The 23,612-nt window shown below is 72.7% G+C and carries 22 protein-coding genes; 9 read left to right on the top strand and 13 right to left on the bottom strand.

Going from position 1 to position 23,612, the window contains the following annotated elements; all coding sequences use genetic code 11:
- The first annotated feature begins 5 nt into the window (after window positions 1–5).
- Window positions 6–1,382: a lipocalin-like domain-containing protein gene (locus ABZ484_RS08120; protein ID WP_358865061.1), complete on the top strand. Its 1,377-nt coding sequence runs from the start codon at window positions 6–8 to the stop codon at window positions 1,380–1,382.
- A gap of 55 nt (window positions 1,383–1,437) precedes the next feature.
- Here ABZ484_RS08120 and fmdA read toward each other — a convergent pair whose 3' ends face one another.
- The 7 genes from fmdA to ABZ484_RS08085 all read right to left on the bottom strand — a co-directional run bounded on the left by fmdA (window position 1,438) and on the right by ABZ484_RS08085 (window position 7,141).
- A complete protein-coding gene (gene fmdA / locus ABZ484_RS08115) occupies window positions 1,438–2,688 on the bottom strand; it encodes a formamidase (protein WP_358865060.1) in 1,251 nt (416 codons plus the stop codon).
- 158 nt (window positions 2,689–2,846) lie between these two features.
- The gene (locus tag ABZ484_RS08110; RefSeq protein ID WP_358865059.1) at window positions 2,847–3,488 is read right to left on the bottom strand and encodes an AmiS/UreI family transporter; all 642 of its coding nucleotides are present in this window, start codon (window positions 3,486–3,488) and stop codon (window positions 2,847–2,849) included.
- 64 nt (window positions 3,489–3,552) lie between these two features.
- A complete protein-coding gene (locus ABZ484_RS08105) occupies window positions 3,553–3,834 on the bottom strand; it encodes a zinc ribbon domain-containing protein (RefSeq protein ID WP_358865058.1) in 282 nt (93 codons plus the stop codon).
- Window positions 3,835–4,033: 199 nt separating this feature from the next.
- Entirely contained in the window at window positions 4,034–4,468 is a 435-nt protein-coding gene (locus ABZ484_RS08100) for a hypothetical protein (protein ID WP_358865057.1), read from the bottom strand.
- Between the two features lie 156 nt (window positions 4,469–4,624).
- Window positions 4,625–5,845 (bottom strand): RNA polymerase sigma factor, encoded by a 1,221-nt coding sequence (locus ABZ484_RS08095; protein ID WP_358865056.1) that lies wholly within the window; start codon window positions 5,843–5,845, stop codon window positions 4,625–4,627.
- Between the two features lie 7 nt (window positions 5,846–5,852).
- On the bottom strand, window positions 5,853–6,218 hold the full coding sequence (locus ABZ484_RS08090; RefSeq protein WP_358865055.1) for a YciI family protein: 366 nt from the start codon (window positions 6,216–6,218) through the stop codon (window positions 5,853–5,855).
- Window positions 6,219–6,490: 272 nt separating this feature from the next.
- A complete protein-coding gene (locus tag ABZ484_RS08085; RefSeq protein ID WP_358865054.1) occupies window positions 6,491–7,141 on the bottom strand; it encodes an NAD(P)H-dependent oxidoreductase in 651 nt (216 codons plus the stop codon).
- Window positions 7,142–7,259: 118 nt separating this feature from the next.
- Here ABZ484_RS08085 and ABZ484_RS08080 point away from each other — a divergent pair, with 118 nt between their 5' ends.
- The 3 genes from ABZ484_RS08080 (at window position 7,260) to ABZ484_RS08070 (ending at window position 11,285) form a co-directional block, all read left to right on the top strand.
- On the top strand, window positions 7,260–7,625 hold the full coding sequence (locus ABZ484_RS08080; RefSeq protein WP_358865053.1) for a helix-turn-helix domain-containing protein: 366 nt from the start codon (window positions 7,260–7,262) through the stop codon (window positions 7,623–7,625).
- Between the two features lie 527 nt (window positions 7,626–8,152).
- Window positions 8,153–8,887, top strand: coding sequence for a lytic polysaccharide monooxygenase (locus ABZ484_RS08075; protein WP_358865052.1), 735 nt, complete (start codon window positions 8,153–8,155; stop codon window positions 8,885–8,887).
- Window positions 8,888–9,143: 256 nt separating this feature from the next.
- A complete protein-coding gene (locus tag ABZ484_RS08070; RefSeq protein WP_358865051.1) occupies window positions 9,144–11,285 on the top strand; it encodes a SpoIIE family protein phosphatase in 2,142 nt (713 codons plus the stop codon).
- A gap of 43 nt (window positions 11,286–11,328) precedes the next feature.
- Here ABZ484_RS08070 and ABZ484_RS08065 read toward each other — a convergent pair whose 3' ends face one another.
- The 3 genes from ABZ484_RS08065 to ABZ484_RS08055 are packed head-to-tail and all read right to left on the bottom strand — an operon-like array spanning window position 11,329 to window position 16,501.
- Window positions 11,329–13,512, bottom strand: a complete 2,184-nt coding sequence (locus ABZ484_RS08065) for a bifunctional serine/threonine-protein kinase/ABC transporter substrate-binding protein (protein ID WP_358865050.1) — start codon at window positions 13,510–13,512, stop codon at window positions 11,329–11,331.
- Window positions 13,512–15,677: a bifunctional serine/threonine-protein kinase/ABC transporter substrate-binding protein gene (locus ABZ484_RS08060; protein ID WP_358865049.1), complete on the bottom strand. Its 2,166-nt coding sequence runs from the start codon at window positions 15,675–15,677 to the stop codon at window positions 13,512–13,514. The genes ABZ484_RS08065 and ABZ484_RS08060 overlap by 1 nt, the downstream gene beginning before the upstream one ends.
- The gene (locus ABZ484_RS08055; RefSeq protein WP_358865048.1) at window positions 15,674–16,501 is read right to left on the bottom strand and encodes a hypothetical protein; all 828 of its coding nucleotides are present in this window, start codon (window positions 16,499–16,501) and stop codon (window positions 15,674–15,676) included. Before ABZ484_RS08055 ends, ABZ484_RS08060 begins: the two co-directional genes overlap by 4 nt.
- Window positions 16,502–16,841: 340 nt before the next feature.
- Between ABZ484_RS08055 and ABZ484_RS08050 the strand changes: the two genes are divergently transcribed.
- The 3 genes from ABZ484_RS08050 (at window position 16,842) to ABZ484_RS08040 (ending at window position 19,504) form a co-directional block, all read left to right on the top strand.
- Window positions 16,842–18,488: an esterase-like activity of phytase family protein gene (locus ABZ484_RS08050; protein WP_358865047.1), complete on the top strand. Its 1,647-nt coding sequence runs from the start codon at window positions 16,842–16,844 to the stop codon at window positions 18,486–18,488.
- A gap of 129 nt (window positions 18,489–18,617) precedes the next feature.
- Complete coding sequence (locus tag ABZ484_RS08045) at window positions 18,618–19,253, top strand: ParA family protein (RefSeq protein WP_358865046.1); 636 nt, start codon at window positions 18,618–18,620, stop codon at window positions 19,251–19,253.
- On the top strand, window positions 19,250–19,504 hold the full coding sequence (locus ABZ484_RS08040) for a hypothetical protein (RefSeq protein ID WP_358865045.1): 255 nt from the start codon (window positions 19,250–19,252) through the stop codon (window positions 19,502–19,504). Before ABZ484_RS08045 ends, ABZ484_RS08040 begins: the two co-directional genes overlap by 4 nt.
- A gap of 58 nt (window positions 19,505–19,562) precedes the next feature.
- On the opposite strand, the gene ABZ484_RS08035 is transcribed toward ABZ484_RS08040, so the two are convergent.
- Window positions 19,563–20,114 (bottom strand): hypothetical protein, encoded by a 552-nt coding sequence (locus ABZ484_RS08035; RefSeq protein ID WP_358865044.1) that lies wholly within the window; start codon window positions 20,112–20,114, stop codon window positions 19,563–19,565.
- Between the two features lie 135 nt (window positions 20,115–20,249).
- Between ABZ484_RS08035 and ABZ484_RS08030 the strand changes: the two genes are divergently transcribed.
- Entirely contained in the window at window positions 20,250–21,614 is a 1,365-nt protein-coding gene (locus ABZ484_RS08030; protein WP_358865043.1) for a BTAD domain-containing putative transcriptional regulator, read from the top strand.
- A gap of 16 nt (window positions 21,615–21,630) precedes the next feature.
- On the opposite strand, the gene ABZ484_RS08025 is transcribed toward ABZ484_RS08030, so the two are convergent.
- Together ABZ484_RS08025 and ABZ484_RS08020 are read right to left on the bottom strand one after the other, a co-directional pair.
- Entirely contained in the window at window positions 21,631–21,969 is a 339-nt protein-coding gene (locus tag ABZ484_RS08025; RefSeq protein WP_358865042.1) for a GNAT family N-acetyltransferase, read from the bottom strand.
- Complete coding sequence (locus tag ABZ484_RS08020; RefSeq protein ID WP_358865041.1) at window positions 21,966–22,961, bottom strand: pirin family protein; 996 nt, start codon at window positions 22,959–22,961, stop codon at window positions 21,966–21,968. The genes ABZ484_RS08025 and ABZ484_RS08020 overlap by 4 nt, the downstream gene beginning before the upstream one ends.
- 96 nt (window positions 22,962–23,057) lie before the next feature.
- Between ABZ484_RS08020 and ABZ484_RS08015 the strand changes: the two genes are divergently transcribed.
- On the top strand, window positions 23,058–23,555 hold the full coding sequence (locus tag ABZ484_RS08015; RefSeq protein WP_358865040.1) for a carboxymuconolactone decarboxylase family protein: 498 nt from the start codon (window positions 23,058–23,060) through the stop codon (window positions 23,553–23,555).
- Window positions 23,556–23,612 lie beyond the last annotated feature (57 nt).

Genomic DNA, 23,612 nt, shown 5'->3' with positions numbered 1-23,612 from the left:
GCCCCATGCACGAAGGTCCCGCACCGTCCCGGCGCGCGTTCCTGCGCGACGCGGCCACCGCCGGACTGATCGCCGCCGTGCCCGGCCTCGTGGTCGCGGCGTGCACACCGCCCACCCGGACGGAGGCCGCTCCGGAATCGACCGGGTCGGGCAGGACCCGCGCCGCAGGCGATCTCACCTCCAACGCCTACGGCCACACCAACGCCGACCACGCCCGGGGGAACCTCAGGCGCGACGTGGTCGAGGCGTGGGAGGACGGGTTCCGCACCGTCGCCGGCAACGACGATCCGAACGTCTTCGAGGCGTGGCACTCCGCCTTCACCGGGGAGGACGGCACCACCGTGTCCTTCGCCCTGAGCACCCGGCTCGACGACGGTTTCGTCCCCGATCCGGGCGAGGCGGGCCGCAGGCCCAAGTCCGCCGTCACCGTCACCGACCCCGACGGCACCACGCACGGAGGAGTGCACACCTGGTCCTGGAAGGAGTTCGCCGGCGCCAAGGACCGCTGCGACGTACGGCTCGGCCCCTTCACCTGCGCCGGCGACCTGAAGACGTACCGCATGAGGGGCCGGTCGGGCGACGTCGGAGTCGACCTGACGCTGACCGGTCTGGCGCCGCCGTTCCGGCCGGGCACCGGCATCGTCTACCTCGGCGACACGGAGGACCACTTCGGCTGGCTGTGCGCGGTGCCGTCCGGGACCGCCACCGGGACGGTCACCGTCGGCGGAAAGAACCGGCCCTTCACCGGCCACGGCTACCACGACCACATCTGGGGCAACCGGCCCTTCCCGTACGCCGTGGAGCACTGGCGCTGGGCGCGCGGGAGCGTCGGGCCGTACTCGGTGATCGGCGCCGACCTCCATCTGCGCACGGAGTACGACTCCGCCGTCGTCCCGGTCTTCCTCGTCGACGACACCAGGACCCGGCGGCGTCTGGTCGGGGCGTTCGACCCCAGGACGGTGACGGCCACGGAGTCCGATCCCCGGCCGCACCCCGACGACACGTACTCCAAGGACTACTACAGCAAGGTCCACTGGATGTACCGGGACGGCGACGACCGGGCCGACTTCACCTTCACCGACACCGACCACCTGATCTTCACCAGGCAGTACGTCGCCGACCCCGCCCAGGCCCAGCGGGCGGCCCTGGACAGGCTCGGCATCGACGAGACCTGGTACACCCGCTACGCCACCACGAACGACCTCCACCTCTCCGTGGCCGCCACCCGTGTCTCGGGCACGGGCACAGGCGCCCTCGAAGCGGCGCAGTTCGGCCTGGCCACCGCGCCGCCGAAGAGCGGGCGGACGCCCACCGGTCCCTCCCCCACGTCCCGCACGCCGGCCCCTCAGGGGCCGTCGGCGCCGGCCGGGCGCCGCGGTTGACCGGACCGGGTCCTCAGCCCGACGTCACGGATCCTCAGCCCGACGTCACGGATCCTCAGCCCGACGTCACGGCGCACTTGCCCCGGTCGGCGCTCTTCGGGCCCTCCGCCGTGGGGCGGACGTCGAACTCGAAGATCCCCGTGGGGACGTAGAGGGTGCAGCAGGCGTTGGGGATGTCCACGATGCCGCTGATACGTCCCTCCACGGGGGCGGAACCGAGGATGAGGTACGCCTGCTCACCGGAGTAGCCGAACCGCTTGAGGTACTCGATGGCGTTGAGGCAGGCCCGGCGATAGGCCAGCGTCGCGTCCATGTAGTAGTTCGTGTCGGTGTCGTGGTCGACGGAGACGCCCACGAAGCTCATGAACTCCGAGTACCGGGGCTCGACGTTGCCCGGCATGAACACCGGGTTGGTGGAGATGCCGTACTTCTCCATGCCGCCTTTGATCAGGTCGACGTGGAGGTCGATGAAGCCGCCCATCTCGATGGCGCCGCAGAAGGTGATCTCCCCGTCGCCCTGGCTGAAGTGAAGGTCACCGGCCGAGAGCTTGGCGTCCTTGGCGTAGACGGGGAAGAAGACCCTGCCCCCGCGGGTGAAGTTCTTGATGTCCTGGTTGCCGCCGTTCTCGCGTCCGGGCACGGTACGGGCGCCTTCCGCGCAGATGCGCTGGGCGTCCTGTCCGGTGGCCTGGCCGGCGAGCGCGTGCTCGGCGGTCGGTGGCAGGCCGAGCGGGGGGACACGGTCGGGGTCGGTGTCGATCAGCGCCTGCTCGCGGCGGTTCCACCGGGCGAGCATGTCCGCGGACGGAGCGGTGCCGATGAGTCCGGGGTGGGTGATGCCGGTGTAGCGGACCCCGGGCAGGTGACGGGACGTCACCTGCTGGCCGTGCATGTCCCAGATCGCCTTGTAGGCGTCCGGGTAGTAGTCGGTGAGGAAGCCGCCGGCGTTGTTCTTGGCGAAGATGCCGGTGTAGCCCCACCCCTGTCCCGGGGCGTCGCCTACCTGCTGCGGGACGGGGCCGATGTCGAGGATGTCCACGACGAGGAGGTCGCCGGGTTCGGCCCCTTCGACGCCTACGGGCCCGCTGAGCATGTGGGCGTGGGTGAGGTCCACGTCCCGCACGTCGTTGGCGGAGTCGTTGTTGCCGATCTGGGCGTCGGTCCAGTCCCGGGTCTCCAGACGGAACTCGTCGCCGGGCCGGACCATGGCGACGGCGGGTACGTCCGGATGCCACCTGTTGTGCCCGGGAACCCTCTGCTCGCGCATGGACTTCGACTGGTCGACGCTGAAGATGACTTCTGGCATGACAGCTACCTTTCGTGACGGCTCGCGGCTCGGCTGACGGCTCGCGGCCCGGCTGACGGTTGGCGGCTCCACGGTTGGCGGCTCGACGGTTGGCGGCTCGGCTGTCGGATCGAGGCTCGGCGGTCGGACACGCGGCGGTGACACGGCCTCGGCCGCGTTCAGCCGCCGTACGCGTCCGCGGTGTTCTCGGCTTCCGGAGGCCGGCCGGCGGGGCCGCTCCGGCCGGTGAGCGGCCACAGGCCCCCGAAGACGAGCACGGCGAAGACCCCGAGCGCGATGGCGATCTCGGTGGTGTGCTTCCAGTAACCGGACAGCAGCAGGAACCCCGGGATGACTCCGGTGACCCAGCCCTCGATGGTGGTCACCCAGCCCGTGTACGAGGTCAGGGCTTCCCGTTTGAGCCCGAGCAGCAGGAAGAACAGGAACCAGAGGAAGGCCCAGTAGAGCCAGATGGCGCCGAAGGAAGGGTCCCGGACGAGATGGAAGTTCACGAAGGAGTAGCCGAGCGCGGCGATGGCGACGAGCAGGGAGAACCAGCCGACGCCGGTGGTGTCGAGCCCGGCGAGCAGGCCGATCCCCACGTAGAGGTAAGTGAATCCGAACAGGTAGAGGCCCGAGGCCGTGAGGATCTGACGCGTGTCGCCCTGAGCCGTCATGACCAGATACGTCGGAGTGACCACTTGCAGGACACCGACGAAGAGGTTGAACACTCCCCCGGCCTTCGCCTCGACCTTGCCGAGGAGGATCAACCCGTTCATGTAGAGGACGGCCCCCACATACAGCAGTCCGACGTTGCCCATGCTGACGCACACCTCCTGGTGGGTGTGATGTATGCCGGGCCGTTCTCGCGGCGTTGGGGGCGACTCAGGGCCGCGGCAGGTGTGCGAGGGCAGGATGAGGCGATCGCGACGCGCGTGCGGCCGGCGCCCCGCCTCGGACGACCACCTCCGGCGCCTCGCGGCTCCGCTCCTCCCGCTCACGCGACGCGACGAGGGAGGCCGGCGTGAAGGCCAGGCCGGGCGGCGAGTACACGCGTTTCGCGTCGCCGCCGCAGGTCGGGCAGTCGCGTGTGCCGGGGGCGCTTCCCATGGCCAGCCGTTCCTCGAACCGTCCGCAACGGGCGCAGGAGTATTCGTACACCGCCATCAGCCACCTCCGGTCCCCCGACGCGCTCGGGCACCGAGAACTCCCCTACTTCGACGGAACGCCTCAACAGAGACTTCCGCAACCCGAGCCCCTTGGGCACCGGGTGAGGACGTGTTCTTCCGCGGCTGCGACCTGCGTCTTCGGTGCTCCCGCGCCGTGACCGCCCCCGCGCCGTGACCGCGCGCGGGGGGGGCCGGCCCTACGCCGCGGGTTCCCCGGCGATGCCGCACGCCCGGCACGGCGGCCGGCCGCAGATGCACTGCATGAGGGCGTCCAGGACCTCGTGGTCGTGGTAGAGGCAGGTGTCCCGACAGGTGTGCCGGGGAACGAAGCCCGGCTGGATCTCGTCGGGCCACGGTTCCTCGCCCTCGCGGCTGCGCACGAAGCGCTCCGGGTCGGAGGAGTGCAGTTCTTGCAGGTTCGCCCGCGCCTCGTTCTCGAGGGCGCGCGCCTGTGAGAGCAGTTCGATCGTCTGGGCGCGCAGGGCGGAGTACCGCTCGTCGCCCGTCCGCACGAAGGCGGCCCGCATGGCCATCGCCGCATTGCTCAGGAAGCGACCGGCATCCTGAAGGTCCGTGACGTGATGCAGTTGGATTCCCGTGACACCGCGGACGTATACGGCATCCATGCTCATTGGTTCCACCTTCCATGGCCCGTGGCGGACCCGTCCCGAGGACTGGGCCATCGTGCCCGGCACGCGGACACGTCCGATGTCCGGAGAATACGACATCGCCTGGTCAGCGCCTATGTAAGATTCCCCACCCCGGAGCCCGCGAGGACCTTGGGGGACTCACGCCAGTTCCTCGAGGCGTGCCGTCAGGAACTCTCGCTCGGCGGGTGGCGGGCCGAGGGCGAGGGCCGTCCGGTAGGCGTCGGCGGCCTCGTCACGGCGGCCGAGGCGCCGCAGCAGGTCGGCCCGGGCGGCATGCAGGGGGTGCCAGCCGCGGACGCGCCGGTCGGCGGTCAGCCGGTCGAGCACGGCGAGCCCGGCGGCGGGCCCGTGGGTCTCGGCCACGGCGACCGCGCGGTTGGCCTGGATCACGGGGGACGAATCGTACTGGGCGAGCGTCTCGTACAGTTCCGCGATCCGGGCCCAGTCGGTGTCCGCCGCGGTCGGGGCCGTCGTATGGCAGGCGGCGATGGCGGCCTGCAACTGGTACGGGCCCGGCCGCCGCCGCGCCACCGCCTCGCCCAGCACGCGGACGCCTTCGCCGGTCCGCTGCCTGTCCCACAGCGCGCGGTCCTGCTCCGCCAGCGGCACGACGCGGCCGTCCGCGGTGGTCCTGGCCGCGCGGCGCGCGTCGGTGAGCAGGAGCAGCGCGAGCAGGCCCAGCGCCTCCGGGTCGTCGGGGCTCAGCCGGGTCAGCAGCCGGGCGAGCCGGATCGCCTCGTCGCACAGCTCGTCGCGGACCACGCGTTCGCCGACGCCGGCCCGGTGCCCCTCGGTGAACACGAGGTAGACCACGCGCAGCACCGCCGGCATCCGGTCGGGCAGTTCGTGGTCCTCGGGCACCCGGTACGGGATCGCGGCGTCACGGATCTTGCGTTTGGCCCGCACCAGCCGCTGGGCCATGGCCGGCTCGCTCACCAGGAACATGGCGGCGATCTCGGCGGTGGTCAGCCCGCACAGGGTGCGCAGCGTCAACGCGATGCGCACCCCGGGCTCCAGTGCGGGGTGACAGCAGGTGAAGACGAGACGGAGCCGGTCGTCGGCGACCATACCGGTCGGCCGCGGAGGTCCCGACTCGCCGAGCAGCCGCACGGCCTCCCCCTCCTTCGCGCTGCGCCGGGCCTCCCGGCGCAGCTGGTCGAGCGCGCGGTTCCTGGCCACGGTGATCAGCCAGGCCCGGGGCTCGTCGGGCGGCGGCCCCGTCGACCAGCGCTCCAGCGCCTGCGTGAACGCCTCCTGCACGGCGTCCTCCGCCGCGCCGAGGTCCCCGGTGACACGGGTGACCACGGCGACGGCGCGCCCCCACTCCCGCCGGAAGACGAGCTCGAGCTCACTCGTCATCGCGGTGTCATCGGGGCCCGGCCTGCGCCATCAGCGGACGCACCTCCACCGCTCCACCGGCGCGGACCAGCGGAATGGTCGCCGCCCACCGCAGCGCCTCGTCCAGATCCGCGCACTCGAGCAGGTAGAAGCCGCAGACCTCCTCCTTGAGCTCCGCGAACGGCCCGTCCGTCAGGACGGTCTCCTCGCCCGAGGCCCGGACCGTGGTCGCCGACGACTCGGACTGGAGCCGGCCGAGCTCGATCAGCACCCCGGCATCGGCCATGGCCCGGTTCGCGGTCTCGAACGCGTCCATCGTCGCCGTGAACTCCGGCGTGCCGGGCTCCGGCACCACCGCGTCCGCGCCCTTGGTCAGCAGACACAGGTAACGCATCGCGTGCCCCTTTCTTTCGCGCCGGCGCCCTTCGCCGGCCTTCACCCCTGGACGAACGGGGACGGCCCGGATCGACAAGCTCCGGTCCATCGCAGGGTATGACTCACGTCACAGTGGTGTCCCCCGGCGGGACAGGACGACGGGGCACGGCGTCGTCGACGACGCGGCTGACGGTGGGAGGCGGATGGCAGCCGAACGGCCACGGTGCGCGCAGGGACGCACCGTGGCCGTATGCCGCATGCCGCATGCCGCATGCCGCGGCCGGTCTCCGCCTACGCCGCCAGGCGCTCGGCGAGGGCCTTCGCCTTGGTGGCCGCATCCTGGAAGGCACGCTCGCGGGATGCCTCGAAGAGCGGCACCAGCTCCGACATCGCCGGGTTCTGCGGGGCCATGGTCAGCTCCGGGACGATGAAGTCGACATCGAGCGCGAGGGCGTCGGCGAGGACCGCCGTCAGGTAGTTCTGGACGTACTCGTACGACTCGCGCGGGGTGCCCGGGGCGTAGGAGCCGCCGCGGCTGGCCACGACGGTGACCGGGGTGCCCTTGGCGGAGGGGGTCTCGCCCGCGGTGCGGCCGAACAGGATCACGTTGTCCAGCCACGCCTTGAGGGTCGAGGGGATCGTGTAGTTGTACATCGGCGCCCCGATGAGCACCGCGTCCGCCTGCTCCAGTTCCTCGATCAGCCGCACGCGCTCGGCGAAGGCCGTGGCCTGCCCGGGCGTGTGCGAGGCCGGATCCGCGAAGCCGGCGGTGTGGGCGTCGGCGGTGATGTGCGGGACGGGGTTCACCGCCAGGTCCCGGTAGATCACCGCACCGCCGGGGTGCTGCTCCTGCCACGTCCGGCGAAAGGCGTCCGTCACGGCGCGGGAGGAGGACGCGGCGCCGGGGAAGAGGGAGGAGTCGATGTGGAGGAGGGTGGCCATGGCTGTCTCCAGACAGGACGAGCCCGTGGACAACGGGCTAAGGATTCGTACATCGCTATTTCTAACACAGGGACTTACTTTTTTTCACCCCCCTACAGCCGGGTAGTATCATGGGCGCATGGCGGTGGAGCAGACCCATGACGCGGCGGCATGCAAACGCGTGGACGACGGCATCACGCGCGTCTTCCAACTGCTCGGAAAGCGCTGGAACGGCCCGATCCTGTCGGTGCTCCAGGAGCAGTCCGCCTACTTCACCGACCTGCGGCGGGCCATCCCCGGCATCAGCGAGCGCATGCTCTCCGACCGGCTCGCCGAACTCGGCGCCGCGGGCCTGGTACTGCGCGAGGTCGACGAGGGACCGCCACTGCGGGTCTCCTACCGGCTGACCGGGGCGGGAGCCGCCCTGGAGCCCGCCCTGAGGGAACTGGGCGACTGGGCCAAGCACCACCTGCCGGACGCGCCGGGCTGCCCGAACAACGCATAGCGGCACCGCGCGACCCAAGACACGGACACCGGCGACCGGCCGGCCCGAAGAACGAGCAGCGGTGACCGGGCCGGCCGATGATCACAAAGCGGCGGCGCCGTGACGCGACCGCCGATGTCCGGGCACATCCGCATCCGTCCAGGGCATCTCCCGCCCCTCCCCTCCCTCCAGACACCCCCGGCCTGGCGGACTCAACTGCCGTGCCGGATCGCTGACTTCGTCGCGCGGGAACAGCGGGCCGGCCGGCCGAGTCCACGGCGACGGCAGTCGCCCCACCCCCTTGACGGGATCCCCGTAGCGGATAAGGTCTAGACCAACGGATCCGGCCCCGAGGCGTCCCTCGGTGGCCGGCTCCCAGTCGACGGCGCGCGAGGTGAACGCGGGGGCCTCACCCACCCCTGCCGCCGACATGCGTGCGCTCGACCTTGTCCCCACCGAGGAGGCCGCGGGAGCAGCACCGGCACGGGTTGCGCGTGGGCCGACCGCAACCGCCCTGCTCCGCGACGGCCTCCAGCGAAGGAGTTGACATGCACACGAAACGAAGACTGGCCGCCGTGATCGGGGCAGGGCTCGCTCCCTTCCTCGCGGTGAGCCTCCCGGCCGCCACGGCCAGCGCGCACGGCTACGTTTCCGCACCCATGAGCCGGCAGGCCCAGTGCGCCGCGGGAATCGTCGACTGCGGTCCCATCAAGTACGAGCCCCAGAGCGTCGAGGGGCCGAAGGGCCTGCACAGTTGCAGTGGAGGCAACGCGGACTTCGCCGAACTCGACGACGACAGCAAGCCGTGGCGCGCCACCGATGTCGGCAGCTCGACCACCTTCACCTGGAACTTCACGGCCCGTCACGCCACCAGCAACTGGCAGTACTTCATCGGCGGCACCAAGGTGGCGCAGTTCGACGGCGGCGGAGCCCAGCCCCCCTCGACCGTCAGCCACCAGGTGAACTTCGGCGGCTTCACCGGCCGGCAGAAGGTGCTCGCGGTCTGGAACATCGCCGACACCGCCAACGCGTTCTACGCCTGTATCGACGTGAACATCGGCGGCTCGGGCAACCCCGGTGACCCGGGCAACCCGGGCAACCCGGGCGACCCGGACCAGTGCACGGCGTCGACGTGGGACTCCGCCGCCGTCTACACGGGCGGCGAGGAGGTCACCTGGAAGGGCCACACCTGGCGGGCGAAGTGGTGGGTTCAGGGCCAGGAGCCCGGGGCCTCCGACCAGTGGGGCCCCTGGGACGATCTCGGCACCTGCACGACGGCGTAACGCCGCCGGGACCGCCCGCGCTCACCGCGCGCCCCGCCCGGCGGCAACCTGCTGCGGCGGGGCGCGCTCCAGAGGTCCTGGTGCGCGTCCGCGAACCGGCGCAGCGACGCTCGGGAGCCGGCTCGCGAGCCGGGCGGAGTGACCCTCGCGAGCTGTCGGGTGACCTGGGGTGACGGTCGGCGGCCCATGGGTCCCCCGGTCGTCGCCCTGTCCGCTCGAGGTGCAATCCTGGAAGGAGCACCCAAAGGACTCAACCATGATCCCTGCACGAATTCGCGATGCCCAGTGCAAACGGCGGGGGGGTCAAGAGCCATGGTGGGAGACGCACGGCAACACGCTCGACCGACTGCTCGCACGTTCGCCGGTCGCGGCGGCCGTGTTCGACACCCAGCTGCGCTACGTCTGGGTCAATGACCTTCTGCTCCTCCTGGGCGGCGGCACCCGCGAGGAGCGGCTCGGCCGACGCGTGACGGACGTGCAGCCCGGCCTCGACGGCGAGGCCCTCGAGGCCGCGATGCGGCAGGTGCTCAGAACCGGCCGGCCTGTGCTCGACCTGCGCCTGCGGGGCCGCCTGAAGTCCGATCCCGGCCGGGAGCGCGTCTGCTCCAACTCCGTCTTCCGGCTGTGCGACGCCTCGGACCGGCCGGTCGGTGTCTGCTGTCTGTTCCTCAATGTCACCGAGCGCGTCCGGGACCAGGAGCGGCTGGAGCTGCTCGACGCGGCCGAGACGAGCATCGGCAGCAGTGCGGACCTGAGCCGCACCGCCCAGGAACTGGCGGACTTCGCCGTCCCCCAGCTCGCCGACTTCGCCGCCGTCGATCTGCTGGAGCCGGTTCTGCGCGGGGACCAGGCGCTGCCGGGACCGGTCGGGGACACTCCACCGCTGCGTCGCGCCGCCGAGCGATCCACGCGTCGCGACCGTCCCGAGTCGGTGGCCGGGATCGGGCAGCGGATCGAGTTCACCGACCGATGGCCGGGCGCCCGGTGTGTCGCCGACGGCGTCTCCCTGCGGTGTCCCGTCGTCGCCACCGCCGACGCCCGCCCGTGGTTCCGCCTCGACCGGAGCCGGGCGGAGCGGATCCGGAAGCTGGGGCACGTCTCCCTGATGTGGGTGCCGATCCGCTCCCAGCAGGTCACTCTGGGCCTGCTGACCCTTCTCCGGCACCGGGAATCCGCCGCCTTCGGCCCCGAGGACCTCCTCCTGGCCGAGGACGTGGTCAGCCGGGCGGCGCCACGTCTCGACAACGCGCGCCGCGACACCCTCGCCCGCTCCCTGGCGCTGGCCCTTCAGCGCAAGCTCCTGCCGCCGGATCCGGGCGGCGGCACCGAGTTCGAGGTGGCGTCGCGTTATGTACCCGCCGACGACCGGGACGGCGCCGGAGGTGACTGGTTCGACGTCATCCCGCTGTCGGGCACCAGGGTGGCGCTCACGGTCGGCGACGTGGCGGGCCGTGGTGTCGACGCGGCCGCGAGCATGGGGATGCTGCGGGCCGCGGTGCGCACCTTGGCTAATCTGGAACTGCCGCCCGAGGAGCTGCTCGCACGCCTCGACGATCTCGTGATCCGCGCGATCGAGGAGGCCTCGGCGACCGACGGCGAGTCGGTCGCCGGCGAACTGCTGGGGGCGCGCTGTCTCTATCTCGTGCACGACCAGTTCACCCAGCGGTGCGTCGCGGCGCGGGCGGGACACCCGCCGCCTGCCGTGGTGGCCCCCGACGGCGACGTCGTCTTCCCCGATCTGCCCGCCGGACCGCCGCTGGGACTGGGCACGCTCCCCTTCGAGTCCGCGGAGTTCGACGTGGCCGACGGCGGCATCCTGGCGCTGTACACCGACGGACTGCTGCGGTCCGTCCACGGCGACCCCGACCTCGCAGGGGCGCGGATGAGAGCCGCCTTCGCCCGGCCCGACCGGCCGCTGGAGGAGTTGTCCGACCGTGTCCTGGGCACGTTCCTCAGTGGCCCGCCCCCGGACGACGTGGCGCTGCTGCTGGCCCGGGCCCAGCCCCTCGGCCCGGAGCGCGAGGTCTGCTGGGAGGTGTCCAGGGACCCGGCCGCCGTCGGCGAGTACCGGGCGAGGGTGGCCGACGTGCTGGCCGGCTGGGGCCTGGAGGAACTGCTGTTCACGACCGAGCTGATCGTCAGCGAGCTGGTCACCAACGCCATCCGGCACGCCACCGGCCCCATCGGCCTGCGCCTGATCAGGAACTCCACCCTGACGTGCGAGGTCTCGGACGGGAGCAGCGCCTCGCCCCGTGTGCGGCACGCCCGCACCACCGACGAGGGCGGCCGGGGCGTGTACCTGGTGGCTCAGCTCTCCCGCCGCTGGGGCAGCCGCCAGGCCGCCGAGGGCAAGACCATCTGGGCCGAACAGAACCTTCCGGCGGAGCACCGCGGCTGACGCGGGATCGCATGCGGGCTTCCGAACGCACAAGGGTGGGCGCTCACTTGACCTGGTCCTGGCGTCCCAGGAAGCGGAACGCGTTCCCCTTCGCCTGGAACAGGAAGTACGACCCGCCCAGTTCGGCGGTGCTGGTGTCGCCGGACGCGAAACGGAGGGTCTTGGCGAGCCCCCGGTACGTGACGTCACGGAGGCGCTCGGCCACGGCCCCCGGGGCGACGTCGGACGTTCCGCCCAGTGTCTCCAGGGTGCGCGCGACCAGGCCCACCGCGTCGTAGGCCTCCGGGGACCAGCGCCCCGGGGCGGCTCCGTATCGGGCGTGGTAGGCGGTCCGGAAGGTGCGGGACACACTGCCGGGGTCGGTGAAGGGGGCGCCGAACAGCCAGTCCTGGCCCGCGGCTTCGGCCTGCTGGAGGAACGCCGGGCGCATGATGTGCCAGGTGCCCAGGCGGGGTCCGGTGAAGCCAGCGCCGGCGAGTGCGCGGGCGCAGCGTGCGGCGCGCTCGGGCGACGTGCCGCTGAAGACGACGGCCTGCGCCTTGGCGGCGAGAGCGGCGCGGGCGGCGGAGGCGAAGTCGTCGCTGCCGGCTGCCACGGAGTGGACACTCGTCGTGCCCTGGTGGGGCGGCGTCCGCGACAGCGCGTTGGTGAGGTCCGATCCCGTCCGGCCCGCCGCCCGGTCGTCGATGACGGCGGTACGGTCGACCGGTCGTACGGAGGTCAGGTACGAGGTCAGCGGCAGCGCCAGGAAGGACTCGGGCGCCCGGGTGACGCAGAGGGTGCGCGCATGCGACGGGGTGAGGCTGCCGTCGTCGACGGAGATCAGCACCATGGCCGTGCGGGCGTCCTGGTAGACGGGAGCGGCGGCGAGCGCGGTGGTGGCCGAGCCGGGGCCGAGGACGGCGCTCACCCCGGCCGCGACGAGGTGCCGGGCCGCCTGCCGGGCGCGGGCCGCCTCGCCCCCGTCGTCGACGGTGTTCAGGGCGAGACGGAAGGTGATGCCCGAGCGCGCGTTGTGCTGCTCGACCGCGAGCCGCGCCGCGCGCTCCTGCGCCGTGCCGTCCGCCTTGCCCGGGCCGCTGAGGTCGGACTGGAAACCGAGGGTGTGCACGGGAAGGGCGCCGCGCGCACCGCCTCGCCCGGCCGTCAGATAGGCGGTGATCCCGCCGCCGGCGGCGATCGCGGAGGCCGCCGCGCCCCCCATCAGCAGCACGCGCCGTCGGGTCACGGGGCGGGCGTCCCGCGGGCGCGGTGGCCCGGGGTCGGTGGCCGGGCCGTCGCCCGCGGGCTGCCGTGGGGGGCGTCGGGGGGTGGGCACGTCCAGCGCCCGCGCGGAGCGTTCGGCGACCACGCGCAGGACCGCGGGCGGCAGCCACCGCTGCCCCTCGCGGGCCTCGGCAGCGCCCCGCGCGAGTGGGATCCGCGGGTCGCCGAGCGCCGCCGCGACCTCGGCGGCCGTCGGCCGCCGGGCCGGGTCCTTGGCCAGGCAGGCTCCGATCGGAGCCCGTAGCTCGCGGGGGACGTCCGTCAGGTCCGGCTCCTCGTGCACCGTGCGGAACAGGACGCCCGCCGCGTGTCCGGTGCCGAACGGGCGCCGGCCCGAGGCCGCGTACGCGAGAACGCAGCCCAGCGCGAACACGTCGCTGGGTGGGCCGACCTCCCCGGCGCGGGCCTGTGCCTGTTCCGGCGCGAGGAAGCCGGGCGTGCCGACGACGGCGTCCGGTGCCGTGAGCGCGGTGGCACCCGCGGCCCGGGCGACGCCGAAGTCGATGAGGCGCGGGCCGTCCAGGGCGAGCAGGACGTTGCCGGGCTTCACGTCGCGGTGCACCACGCCCGCCGCGTGTACGGCTTCGAGCGCGTCGGCCAGCCGGGACCCCAGGGTCCGCACGGAGGCGGCGGGCAGCGCGCCGAAGCCGTCGACGGCCTCGACGAGCGACGGTCCGGGGACGAACTCCGTGGCCAGCCAGGGTTCCCGGGCCTCCGTGTCGGCGGCCACGACCGGCACCAGCCATGTCCCGGTCAGCCCGCGCACGGCCGTCACCTCGCGCCGGAACCGGGTGCGGAAGGCCGGGTCCGCCGCGTGTTCGGCGCGGATCGTCTTGAGCGCGACGAGCGCCCCGCCCGGCGTACGGGCGAGGTAGACGACGCCCATGCCGCCCGCGCCGAGCCGGGCCAGCAGCAGGTGCCCGCCGATGTCCTCGGGGTCGTCGCCGGTCAGCGGCCGCATCAGAAGTCGACCTTGCCCGCGTAGGAGTACCGGCCGCCCTTCACCTCGTAGCGGAAGACCTCGTACCCCTTCAGCCACCCCTGGTTCCGCTCGTCGAACGCGTACGTCCGGACGAGTCCCTTGTACGTGCCCTTCGCCAGCAGGTCGTAGAGCCTGTTCCTGGAGGGCCGGCCGCCGGCCTCGGCGAGGCGGGTGATGACCATGCGGGCCACGTCGTACGCCTCGGCCGCCCAGTACGGGGGCGGCGCGCCGTAGCGCTTCCGGTACGCGGAGGCGAAGGCGCGGACTGGGGCGGCCGACGGGTCGATGTACGGAGCGAAGACCTGCCAGCCGTCGGCGGCCGTGCCCGCCGCGGTCAGGAACTCCGGGCCGGCGGCCGGGTAGCCGAGCACGCGCAGGCCGTCGTAGCCGCTCTGCGCCAGGGCCCGGGCGACGGCCGCGGCGCGGGCGGGGCTGCCCGTGCAGACGAACCCGTCCGGCCGGTGCGTGAGCATCTCGGCGACCACCGCCGCGAGGTTCCCGCTCAGCCGCGGCACGACACGCGGCTCACCGGCGATCTTGAGGCCACCCAGGCTCTGGAACATCGTACGGCCGAGCTGCCAGGCGGGGATGCCTCCGTCACGGTCGATCAGCACGCCCACGCGCCGGGCGCCCTGCCCACGCAGGGAAACAGCGGCCGTGACGGGCAGGCTCGTGTAGCCGGGGACGGCCTGGAGGAAGTGGCGGGGCTGCGCGGTCCCGTACACGGACTGCGCCGAGGAGGCCGTGAGCTGGGGGACGAGCTGTGCGTCGTAGCTCTCCAGGCTCGCCCCGGTGGTCTCGTCACCGGTGGAGCCGATGACGGCGAGCAGATCGCGGTCGGCCGCCAGGGCGCGGGCCACCTGGACGGCGCGGGCGGTGTCGCCCCGGTCGTCGACGGTCCTCAGGGTGAGGGTGAAGGGTTTGTCCGCACGGGAGTTGAACTGCTCGACGGCCAGCCGTATCCCGCGTTCCTGGGCCTGTCCGACGGTTTTCCGCGGGCCCGTCAGGTCGGCCTGGACCCCGAGGATCCAGCGGCGGGCACGGGAGGACGCGGTGGGCCGGGTGCCGTCGTCGCGCCGGGCGGCCCAGAGGGCGGCGCCGCCACCGCCCGCGAGCAGCGCCGCGCCGCCGAGCAGCAGGAAGCGGCGGCGGCCGGAGGTCCGTGACGTCACCGGTGCGGCTGCCGGGGCCTGTGCCGGCCGACCGCCCGTTGCCGGCTGCCCGTCCGTCGTCCCGTCGACGGCCGTCGCCTCGATGTCCGGCAGGGCGAGCATCGCGGCGGAGGTGTCCGCGATGAGCCGTACGACGGAGTCGGGCAGCCAGTCGGCGCTGTCCTCGGGCGTGTCGCCGGCCAGTGTCCCGGCCACCTCGCGGGCGGTGGGCCGGGCGGCCGGATCCTTGGCCAGACAGCGCTCCAGCAGTTCGCGCGTGTCGCCGGGGACACCGTCGAGGTCGGGCTCGTCGTGCACCGTGCGGTACAGGAGGGCGTCGACGGCACCGGTGCCGAAGGGCGGGCGGCCGGTGGCGGCGTAGGCGAGGAGACAGCCCAGGGAGAAGACGTCGCTCGCCGGCGAGGCGGGCCGCGCCCGGGCCTGCTCGGGGGCGAGGAATCCAGGTGTGCCGACGACCATGTCGGCCGAGGTGAGCGCCGTCTCCTCGGTGGCACGGGCGATGCCGAAGTCGATGAGGCGCGGGCCGTCGACGGCGAGGAGTACGTTGCCGGGCTTGACGTCGCGGTGGACGAGTCCCGCGTCGTGCACGGCGGTCAGGGCCCGGGCCAGCATGCGGCCCAGGACGCGCACCCCGCGCGGCGGCAGCGGGCCGCAGGCGGCGACGGCCTCGGCGAGCGAGGGGCCGGGGACGAACGAGGTGGCGAGCCAGGGCGCGGGCGCGTCGGGGTCGGCGCCCGTGACCGGCACCGCCCAGGGGCTGTCCACGCGCCGGGCGGCGGCGACCTCACGGCGGAAGCGTGCGCGGAACTCGGGTTGGTCGGCGTACTCGGGCAGGATCACCTTGACCGCGGCCAGCTCCCCCGACTCGGCGCGGCCGAGATAGACGACGCCCATGCCGCCGGAACCGAGCCTGGCCAGCAGACGGTGACCGCCGATCCGGGCCGGGTCGGAGGGGGTGAGCTTCTCGGTCATCGGCGCTCGCCCTTCGTGCCGGCACTCGGCCCCGGCGTGTCCCGCTCCATCACGGCTCTGAGGCGGGCGCGCATGCCCGCGTGGGGATCGCGCAGCCGGTCGAACAGGTCTGTGCGGGTCCAGCCCTTGGAGCCCTTCGCGGAGACGGCGAGGGTGAACCGGCCGATACGGGTCTGCTCCCAGATGTACGGGTGGGGGCCGCCGGTTTCGGCGCCCGTGTAGCTGCCGAGTTCGGTCAGGACGTCGTCGGCGTAGTCGTTCCCGGACTCACCGGGGGAGTTCGGCACGTCGTTGAGGGAGGTGACCACCTCGTCCGGGCGCAGCCGCTGCGCGGGGCAGCGCATCATCTCCTCCAGCACCTCGGCGTTCTCCCAGTCGGCCTGCTCGGCGGTGCGGTGCACCGTGACGACCGCGCTCAGCCGGAGCGGGCCCCTGGCGGCACTCGCCGGGATCTCGTAGGAGCGTGTCAGGGTCGCGAGGACGTCCTTCGGGAGCGCCTCCTGGCGCCAGACGCAGTCGTCGCCGAGGACCGGCCAGCGCCCCGGGTCGCTCTCGTACGGGCTCCGGCGGACGGCTCCGGGTCCGAAGGCGGAGGGTTCCGGGATGACGTCCCGGATCAACGCGGCGGCCTGGGCCCTCGTCGTGGGCGCGTCGGCGGGATCGATGTCCACGGCGGCGGTCGGCGAGGGGCCTTGGGTCGTCCTGGCACCGGCCGTCCCGGCCGGGGTCGGCCCGGGCGGCTCGCCGCCGGCCGAGGTGCAGCCGGCCAGTACCAGGCCGCACACCACGACGGCGCCGACGAGGCGTACCGCGTCCCTGATCACGACCACCCATCCCCCTGGCAGACCGGCTCACCCCTGCGTCCGCCGTGATGCTAAGCGGTAACCGGGCTTCCACGACAGCCGGTTGGGGATCAGGTCGACAGGCCGTGCCACACCTGTCACACGCCCGGTACGAACCGGCGGCACGACCTCGAGACGCCGGGAGCGGGACACGGCGCCCCTCGGGCCGCCGCGGGCCCGGCGAGGGCCACACCCGTCGGTCACCTCCGCGTCACCCGATCAAGGGGTCCTGGCAACTCCCCCGTGCCGCACCGGACATGTACGCTCACGAAACTCGGCGGTCGTGCGGTGCGCCGGCAGACGCACGGACCGGGAGGAACCGATGTCTCATCCGAGAAGGGCGATCGCCGCGGCCACCGCTGCGGTGGCCACCGCCGCGGCGCTGTCGCTGACCGGAAGCGGCGGCTCGGCGGGTGCCGCCGAGCCGGCCCGCCACGGCGTGGGGCCCGCGCTCACGGCGCGCCCCGACGCCTACGCCGCCCACACGGGGCGGACCCTGACCGTGCGGGGGCACGGTGTCCTGGGCAACGACAGCGGACGACCGGTCACCCTCGTCTCGCACACCAGGACGGCCCACGGGTCCCTGACGGTGCATCAGGACGGCTCGTTCAGCTACACCCCGGACGCGGGTTTCCGGGGCACCGACCGATTCACCTACAAGGTCAGCGACGCCGTCCGCCTGTACCGGACCCACCTGCCCCCGCTCGCCACCATCGGCGGAGTGAAGCTCTCCGCGGGGGCCTACGGTTCCTCGCTGTACCCGGTACCGGGCTCGAAGGACGAGTTCTACGGGATCACCGATCGCGGCCCCAACGTGGACACCCCGGACGGCAGGAAGGCCCTGCCGCTGCCGGACTTCGTCCCGGTCATCGCCAGGATCCGGCTCGTCGGCACGAAGGCCGAGATCCTCGGGACGATCCCGCTGCGCGCCGCCGACGGCACCCCCTACGACGGGCATGTCAGCACGCAGGCGGACACCGGTGAGTCCCTGATCGACCTCGCCGGCGACGCGCTGCCCGCCTCCCCCTACGGCTACGACCCCGAGGGGCTGGTCGCCCTGCCGGACGGCACCTTCTGGGTGTCCGACGAGTACGGGCCGTACCTCACGCACTTCTCCCGCGACGGCCGGGCGATCGAGCGCCTGTCGCCCTTCGACGGCTCGCTCCCGGCCGAGCTGGCCGCCCGGGTGCCGAACAAGGGCATGGAGGGCCTGACGATCACACCGGACGGGAGCACGCTCGTCGGCATGATGCAGTCCGCGCTCCAGGAGCCCGACCTGCCCGCAGACGTCAAGACCAAGAACGTCACCACGCTGCGCATCGTGACGTACCACCTGCGCACGCACGCCACACACGAGTACGTCTACCTGCTCGACGACCCGAAGAAGAACAGCGGCGCGGTCAGCGAGATCACCGCGCTGAGCGACACCACCTTCCTCGTCGACGAGCGGGACGGCGCCATGGAACCCGGCGCGTACAAGAAGCTGTTCCGGATCGACATCAAGGACGCGACCGACGTGGGCCCCTCGGCGCGCGTGCCGGGAAGCGTGTACGACGGGGCCAGGGGCGGGCTGCTCATCGGTGCGGACCGGCGGAGTGTCGACGCGTACGTCGGCCAGGACGACACAGCGACGGCAGCGGCCGCCCTGAGGGCGGCCGGCGTCACCCCGGTCGCCAAGAGCACGTATCTGGACCTGGGCGCCCTGGTGACCGGCCTCGACCCGGCGGGCGGCTTCTTCGGCCACGACAAGATCGAGGGCGTCGCCACCACCGACGGCGGACGCACGATCGTGCTCGGCAACGACAGCGACTTCGGCGTCGACGGCGTCTCCGGCGAGGCGGCACCCTACGGTCTGCACTCCAAGATCCTGCCCGACGGCCGGCAGGACGACGGCGAGTACCTGGCCGTGGACACCACCAAGCTGCCCGCCGCGACCGGCACGGCCACCGTCACCATCACCGTGCGCTGAGGGCACCGGGCACCGGCGGGCGCTCACGTTAGCCCGTGGGAATGATTCCCCTGCGCCGCGGGGTGAACCGTGCGTCGTGGCTCCGCGCCGACGAAAGCAGTCGGCGCGGGGCCGTTAGCGTCGGCTTCCGTGCCCCTGAGCTATGCATTCGTGAACCTCAAGCCCGGAGTGGGGAAAACGACCAGCGCCGTCTGGTTGGCCCACGCACTGCACGCATCGGGCTTCGCGCCGTTGCTCGTGGACAGTGATCCCGCGTCCTCGGCGCTGCGCTGGAGCGAACTGGCGGGCGGTTTCCCGTTTCCCGTGCTCGCCCTTCCGGTGGGCGACGTGCATCGGCGGGTGAACGACTTCCTCGACAACCGGCGGGCCGTGGTGTTCGACGCGCCGCAGCTGGAGGACCACGCCCCCATCGCCCGGAGCATCATGAGGTACGCGAACGAGTGGATCGTGCCCGTGACGCCGGCCCCCATCGAGCTGGACCGCATGGCACCCATCGACCGCGAGATGGACGACATGCAGTCCCTGCGTGCCCACCAGGCCCGCGCCGCCGTCCTGCTGAACCGCACGAACCGTCCCGACGCCACGCGCACCGGCCCCGACGCCGACGCCCGCGAGGCCCTCACCGAGCGGGGCTTCGACGTGCTGTCGACGCACATTCCGCGGCTCGACCTGTACGCCCAGTCGTTCGGCAGCCCCGTCGAGGCCAAGGGCACGGCGTACATGGACCTCGCCGAGGAACTCATCAACCGTCAGGACACGGTGTGAACCAGCGCAAGAACACCTACCGTGCCGCACTCCAGCGCCGGCCGGACACCACTGCCTCCGCCCCGGCCGGGGCCTCCGCCCCCGCCTCGACGCCCACCACTCTCACGCCGCTGACCACCCGCTATGTCAAGGTGGTCATCGAACTGGACCCCGCCCTGCCACGTGACCTCGGCCAATGGGTCGGCCGGCCCCTGTACGCACTCGTGCGCGCAGGGGCCGCCGTCCTGCGGCCCCTGCGACAGAACGACTGAAGACGCGGCCACGGGCGTCCTCGGCGGCAACCGGGCCGGGCAGGCGCGTGAAGCGGCCTCAGCCGATGCGGGCGCAGAGGTCGTCCGTGGTGCCGCGCACCAGGTTCACGGCCTTGTACCCGTCGGCGCCGAAGCTCATCGTGTACACCCCGTCGACGACATACAGGCCACGGGGCAGGTTGCCCTTGCCCTCACCGACGCCGATCAGCACCGGGCCGTGCACGGCCCAGAACTGGGAGCCGTCGGTCCGGTACTCGACGAGGGCCGAGCCGCTCGCGTCGGCGTCGTAGAAGGCGCCTGTCCCGGTGTTGGTGACCCGGACGACCAAGTCGCCCTTGTACACCACCCGCTTGACGGAACCGTCCGGATAGGTGTCCAGCACATGCTGCACGACCCGGTCGATGACGGGCTCGCCGTGAACGGGGAAGTCGCAGCGGAGCCCGGCGCCGATGTCGAACGGAGCGGTGGGTGCCGGTTCCCATCCGGCACCTGGACGGGGTCCCGCATGGGTGCCGTCGTTGGGACCGGCGGACGCGGGCGCGGCCACCGCCGGCTGTACTCCCAGGAGCACGGCGAGCAGCGACAGCGGCGCGAGAACGGTTCGTCGCATGATTCTCCCTGGTCGGAGGAGTGAACGAGGGTGTGCCGAAGAGGCGTGGCCGAGTGTCTCCCCTGCCGCTGACCAAACCCTCACCACCACGGCGTGGTCCTCGGGCTCCGCGCCCCGCTAGGGTGGCGAGCAGCCATGGACTTCCAGTTGCTCGGTCCGTTCGCCGCCCGCCACGAGGGACGGCAGGTGCCGGTGGGCAGTCGCCGCCAGGAACGGTGCCTGCTGTCGGTGCTGCTGCTGGAGGCGGGCCGCGCCGTGACGACCGAACGCCTCATCGACCTGCTGTGGGACGGCGATCCGCCCGCGTCGGCCCGCGCCACCGTCCACACCTACATCGGTCGGCTGCGCGCCGCTCTCTCACCGTACGGTGTGCTGGTCGAGACCCGGCACGACGGTTACGCCGTCGTACAGGGCCCCCACACCATCGACGCGCAGGAGTTCTCCCTCCTGGTCCGGCGGGCCGCCGACGCCCATGACCCCGCGGAGCGCGTCGGCCTCCACGACCGGGCCCTCGGGCTGTGGCGGGGCCCGCTGCTCGCCGACGTGGCCGACGACCGGCTCCGCGGCCGCCTCGGCGGCACCCTCGACGAGCTGCGCCTGTCCGCCGCGGAGCAGCGAGCGGAGGCGCAGCTCACCATGGGTCTGCACGACCGCGTCGTGGCCGATCTGACACCGCTGGTGGCGGAGCACCCCGGGCGGGAACGGCTCGTCGCCGCCCAGATGACCGCGTTGTACCGCGGCGGCCGTCAGGCCGAGGCCCTGGAGCTGTACCGCACCACGCGCACGGCGCTGGTGGCGGAGTTCGGCATCGAACCGGGCGCAGCCCTTCAGACGCTGCACGACCGTATGCTGCGGGGTGACCACCGGCTGGACCGGCCGCCCGGCCCCGTCTACGCGGTGCGGGTCGGCGACGAGTGGCTGCCGTGGAGCACCGGCGGGCACCCCGCGCTGGAGTTCTGCAACACCTACGCGGGCTGGGGCGGGAGACGGCTGCCCGGATCGGAGTGGCTGCGCGGATACGCCACGCTCGCCGTCTGGGCCGGCCATATGGACCTGGTCGACGACCCGATGGTCGGTCGACTGCGTGAGCAGGCGCGGCGGCAGCCGGAGGAGGCCGCCGCGGCGCTCGCCGAGGCCCGGGAGTTCCGTGCGGATCTGTACGCCTGCCTGACCGACCCGGCGGACCCCCGGGCCTTCGAAGCGGTGGCCGGTGTGGTGGAGGACGCCGCCGGGCTCTCGGTCTTCACGCGCGGCGACGACGGCCTCGGGCGCTGGCAGCCCTCCCCCGCCGCCGGTCTGCGGCTGCCCGTGTGCGCGGTGGCCCGCAGTGCCGGCGAACTCCTGGCGGATCCGCGCCGCTTCACGATCCGCAGCTGCCCCAGCGAGGACTGCGGCTGGTTGTTCCTGGACGCGAGCGGGCGGCGCAGATGGTGCAGCCTGGCGACCTGCGGCGCCAGGCGCGGCGCCGGCCGGCACTGTGCGGCGTCGGCCGGGTGGTGAGTGCCGCGCTCCGGGACTACTTGAGCTGCGCCTCGATCCACTGGACCGCGTCCGGCGTCACAGGGTCTGTGATGTCCGCGAACTCGTCGTGTTTTTCCAGGAATCCCTTGACGTAGGGGCAGACGGGGACGACCCGCCTGCCCGCACGGCGTACGTCGTCGAGGGCCCCACGCACGAGCCGCGACGCCAGCCCCTGTCCGGCGAACTGTTCGAAGACCTTGGTGTGGTAGAAGACCCGTTGACGCTCGCCGCGATCGCGGTAGGCGGTGAATCCGGCGGTCGTGCCGTCCACCTCGATCTCGTACCGGGAGCGGTCCGGGACGTGTCTGACGGTCGGGGCGGCCTGGTTCGTCATCGTGAGCCTTTCGCAGCGGGGCCGGGGTTCTTGCGCGGGGTGAGGACGGAGTGGGGAAGCACGGGGGCCGGGAGGCGGTCCCCGGGGTAGCCCTCGACGGTGCCGAAACGGTCCGTGGCGTTCTGCCAGGCGTCGCGGGCCTGGACGATGTCCTCGTGGGTGCGGCCGATGAAGTTCCACCACATGACGATCTCCTCCTCGAAGGGAGGCCCGCCCAGCAGCACCGTTCGCGCGGCTTCCGGCCCCTCGTTCGCGAGGGTGAGCGTCCTGTGCCCGGGGGCGGCGTATCCGAGTTCCGACGGCGCGAGGGCCGTACCGCTCATGCGGACGTCGCCGGTGTCCACGAGGACCCCGTGCTCGAACTCCGGATCCACGTCGAAGGTCACGGCCGCGCCGGGATCCACCGACACCTCGGCGCCGAGGAGGGGCGTGAAGGTACGTACGGGAGAGGTGTCGCCGGCCAGTGCGCCGAGGAAGACCCGTGCACGGCCCCCGCGCAGCGGCACCGGGGCCGGTACGTAGTGCTGGAAGTCCCGTTCGGCGTTCCGGTGGGCCTCGGGCAGCGCCACCCACAGCTGTACGCCGTGGAGCGTCGTCGTACGGGCCGTGGACACCTCCGAGTGGCTGATCCCGAAGCCGCCCGTCATGAGATTGAGCTCGCCGGGCCGGACGTAGGCGTGGCTGCCCAGGCTGTCACGGTGCTCGATCTCCCCGCTGAAGAGCCAGCTCACCGTCTGGAGCCCGGTGTGCGGGTGCGGGGCCACGTCCATGCCCCCCGTACGGGAGACGTCGTCCGGGCCGTAGTGGTCGGCGAAACACCAGGCTCCGATGAGGGTCCGGGCCCGCTGGGGCAGCGTGCGCCGTACCGTCATCGCCCGGGGGCCGCCGAGCGGGACCTTCCGGGCCGTGAGCACCTCGACGGCGGCGGGACGGTCGCCGGTGGACCGCCCGCCCGGTCTCGAATCGGCGGGACGGGCTTCAGTGCTGCTCACCGTTCCGGTCCTCCCCACGAGGAAATGTTCGACATTCAACATTCACTCGTCGATGATAGGCCGGAGAACAAGTGATCGCTCGACCAAGGAGATCATGTGACAGAGACGACAGCGGTGGGCCCCGGCAGCCGGGTCTTCGTCGACAAGCAGAGCCCGGAGGCGTACCGGGCGCTGGCCGCCACCGCGGAGACCGTGAAGGGCGTGGCGGCGGCGGCAGGGCTGGACCGCATCACCGTCGAACTGATCAACCTGCGCGTGTCCCAGCTCAACGCCTGTGCGTACTGTCTCAGTCTGCACACCCATGCGGCGCTGCGGGCGGGCGAGACCACCCAGCGGCTGGGAGTCCTGGCGGCCTGGCGCGACACCGGACTGTTCAGCCCCCGGGAACGCGCTGCCCTCGCCCTCGCGGAGGCCACCACACATCCCGCCGATGCCGCCGCCCAGGCCGCGGCGTACGCGGAGGCCCGGGCGGTGCTGTCCGACGACGAGATCTCCGCGGTGATCTGGGTCGCGATCACCATCAACGCCTTCAACCGGGTCTCGGTGATGAGCAAGCACCCGGTGCGGAGCAGACCCGTGGTCGTTCCGCAGTGACGCACCCCGGCCACGGCCGCACCCGACAGGCACGGCGACCGGGCTTCTCCGGCCCCG

It is taken from the genome of Streptomyces sp. NPDC006393, from assembly GCF_040628575.1.
Lineage (GTDB): Bacteria > Actinomycetota > Actinomycetes > Streptomycetales > Streptomycetaceae > Streptomyces.
This window is presented reverse-complemented; position numbering and strand designations above follow the sequence as displayed.

Bases quoted from the DNA above. Each gene is read 5' to 3' on its own strand.
- ABZ484_RS08120 (WP_358865061.1), top strand. From the start codon at position 6: ATGCACGAAGGTCCCGCACCGTCCCGGCGCGCGTTCCTGCGCGACGCG.
- fmdA (WP_358865060.1), bottom strand. From the start codon at position 2,688: ATGCCAGAAGTCATCTTCAGCGTCGACCAGTCGAAGTCCATGCGCGAG.
- ABZ484_RS08110 (WP_358865059.1), bottom strand. From the start codon at position 3,488: ATGGGCAACGTCGGACTGCTGTATGTGGGGGCCGTCCTCTACATGAAC.
- ABZ484_RS08105 (WP_358865058.1), bottom strand. From the start codon at position 3,834: ATGGCGGTGTACGAATACTCCTGCGCCCGTTGCGGACGGTTCGAGGAA.
- ABZ484_RS08100 (WP_358865057.1), bottom strand. From the start codon at position 4,468: ATGAGCATGGATGCCGTATACGTCCGCGGTGTCACGGGAATCCAACTG.
- ABZ484_RS08095 (WP_358865056.1), bottom strand. From the start codon at position 5,845: ATGACGAGTGAGCTCGAGCTCGTCTTCCGGCGGGAGTGGGGGCGCGCC.
- ABZ484_RS08090 (WP_358865055.1), bottom strand. From the start codon at position 6,218: ATGCGTTACCTGTGTCTGCTGACCAAGGGCGCGGACGCGGTGGTGCCG.
- ABZ484_RS08085 (WP_358865054.1), bottom strand. From the start codon at position 7,141: ATGGCCACCCTCCTCCACATCGACTCCTCCCTCTTCCCCGGCGCCGCG.
- ABZ484_RS08080 (WP_358865053.1), top strand. From the start codon at position 7,260: ATGGCGGTGGAGCAGACCCATGACGCGGCGGCATGCAAACGCGTGGAC.
- ABZ484_RS08075 (WP_358865052.1), top strand. From the start codon at position 8,153: ATGCACACGAAACGAAGACTGGCCGCCGTGATCGGGGCAGGGCTCGCT.
- ABZ484_RS08070 (WP_358865051.1), top strand. From the start codon at position 9,144: ATGATCCCTGCACGAATTCGCGATGCCCAGTGCAAACGGCGGGGGGGT.
- ABZ484_RS08065 (WP_358865050.1), bottom strand. From the start codon at position 13,512: ATGCGGCCGCTGACCGGCGACGACCCCGAGGACATCGGCGGGCACCTG.
- ABZ484_RS08060 (WP_358865049.1), bottom strand. From the start codon at position 15,677: ATGACCGAGAAGCTCACCCCCTCCGACCCGGCCCGGATCGGCGGTCAC.
- ABZ484_RS08050 (WP_358865047.1), top strand. From the start codon at position 16,842: ATGTCTCATCCGAGAAGGGCGATCGCCGCGGCCACCGCTGCGGTGGCC.
- ABZ484_RS08035 (WP_358865044.1), bottom strand. From the start codon at position 20,114: ATGCGACGAACCGTTCTCGCGCCGCTGTCGCTGCTCGCCGTGCTCCTG.
- ABZ484_RS08030 (WP_358865043.1), top strand. From the start codon at position 20,250: ATGGACTTCCAGTTGCTCGGTCCGTTCGCCGCCCGCCACGAGGGACGG.
- ABZ484_RS08025 (WP_358865042.1), bottom strand. From the start codon at position 21,969: ATGACGAACCAGGCCGCCCCGACCGTCAGACACGTCCCGGACCGCTCC.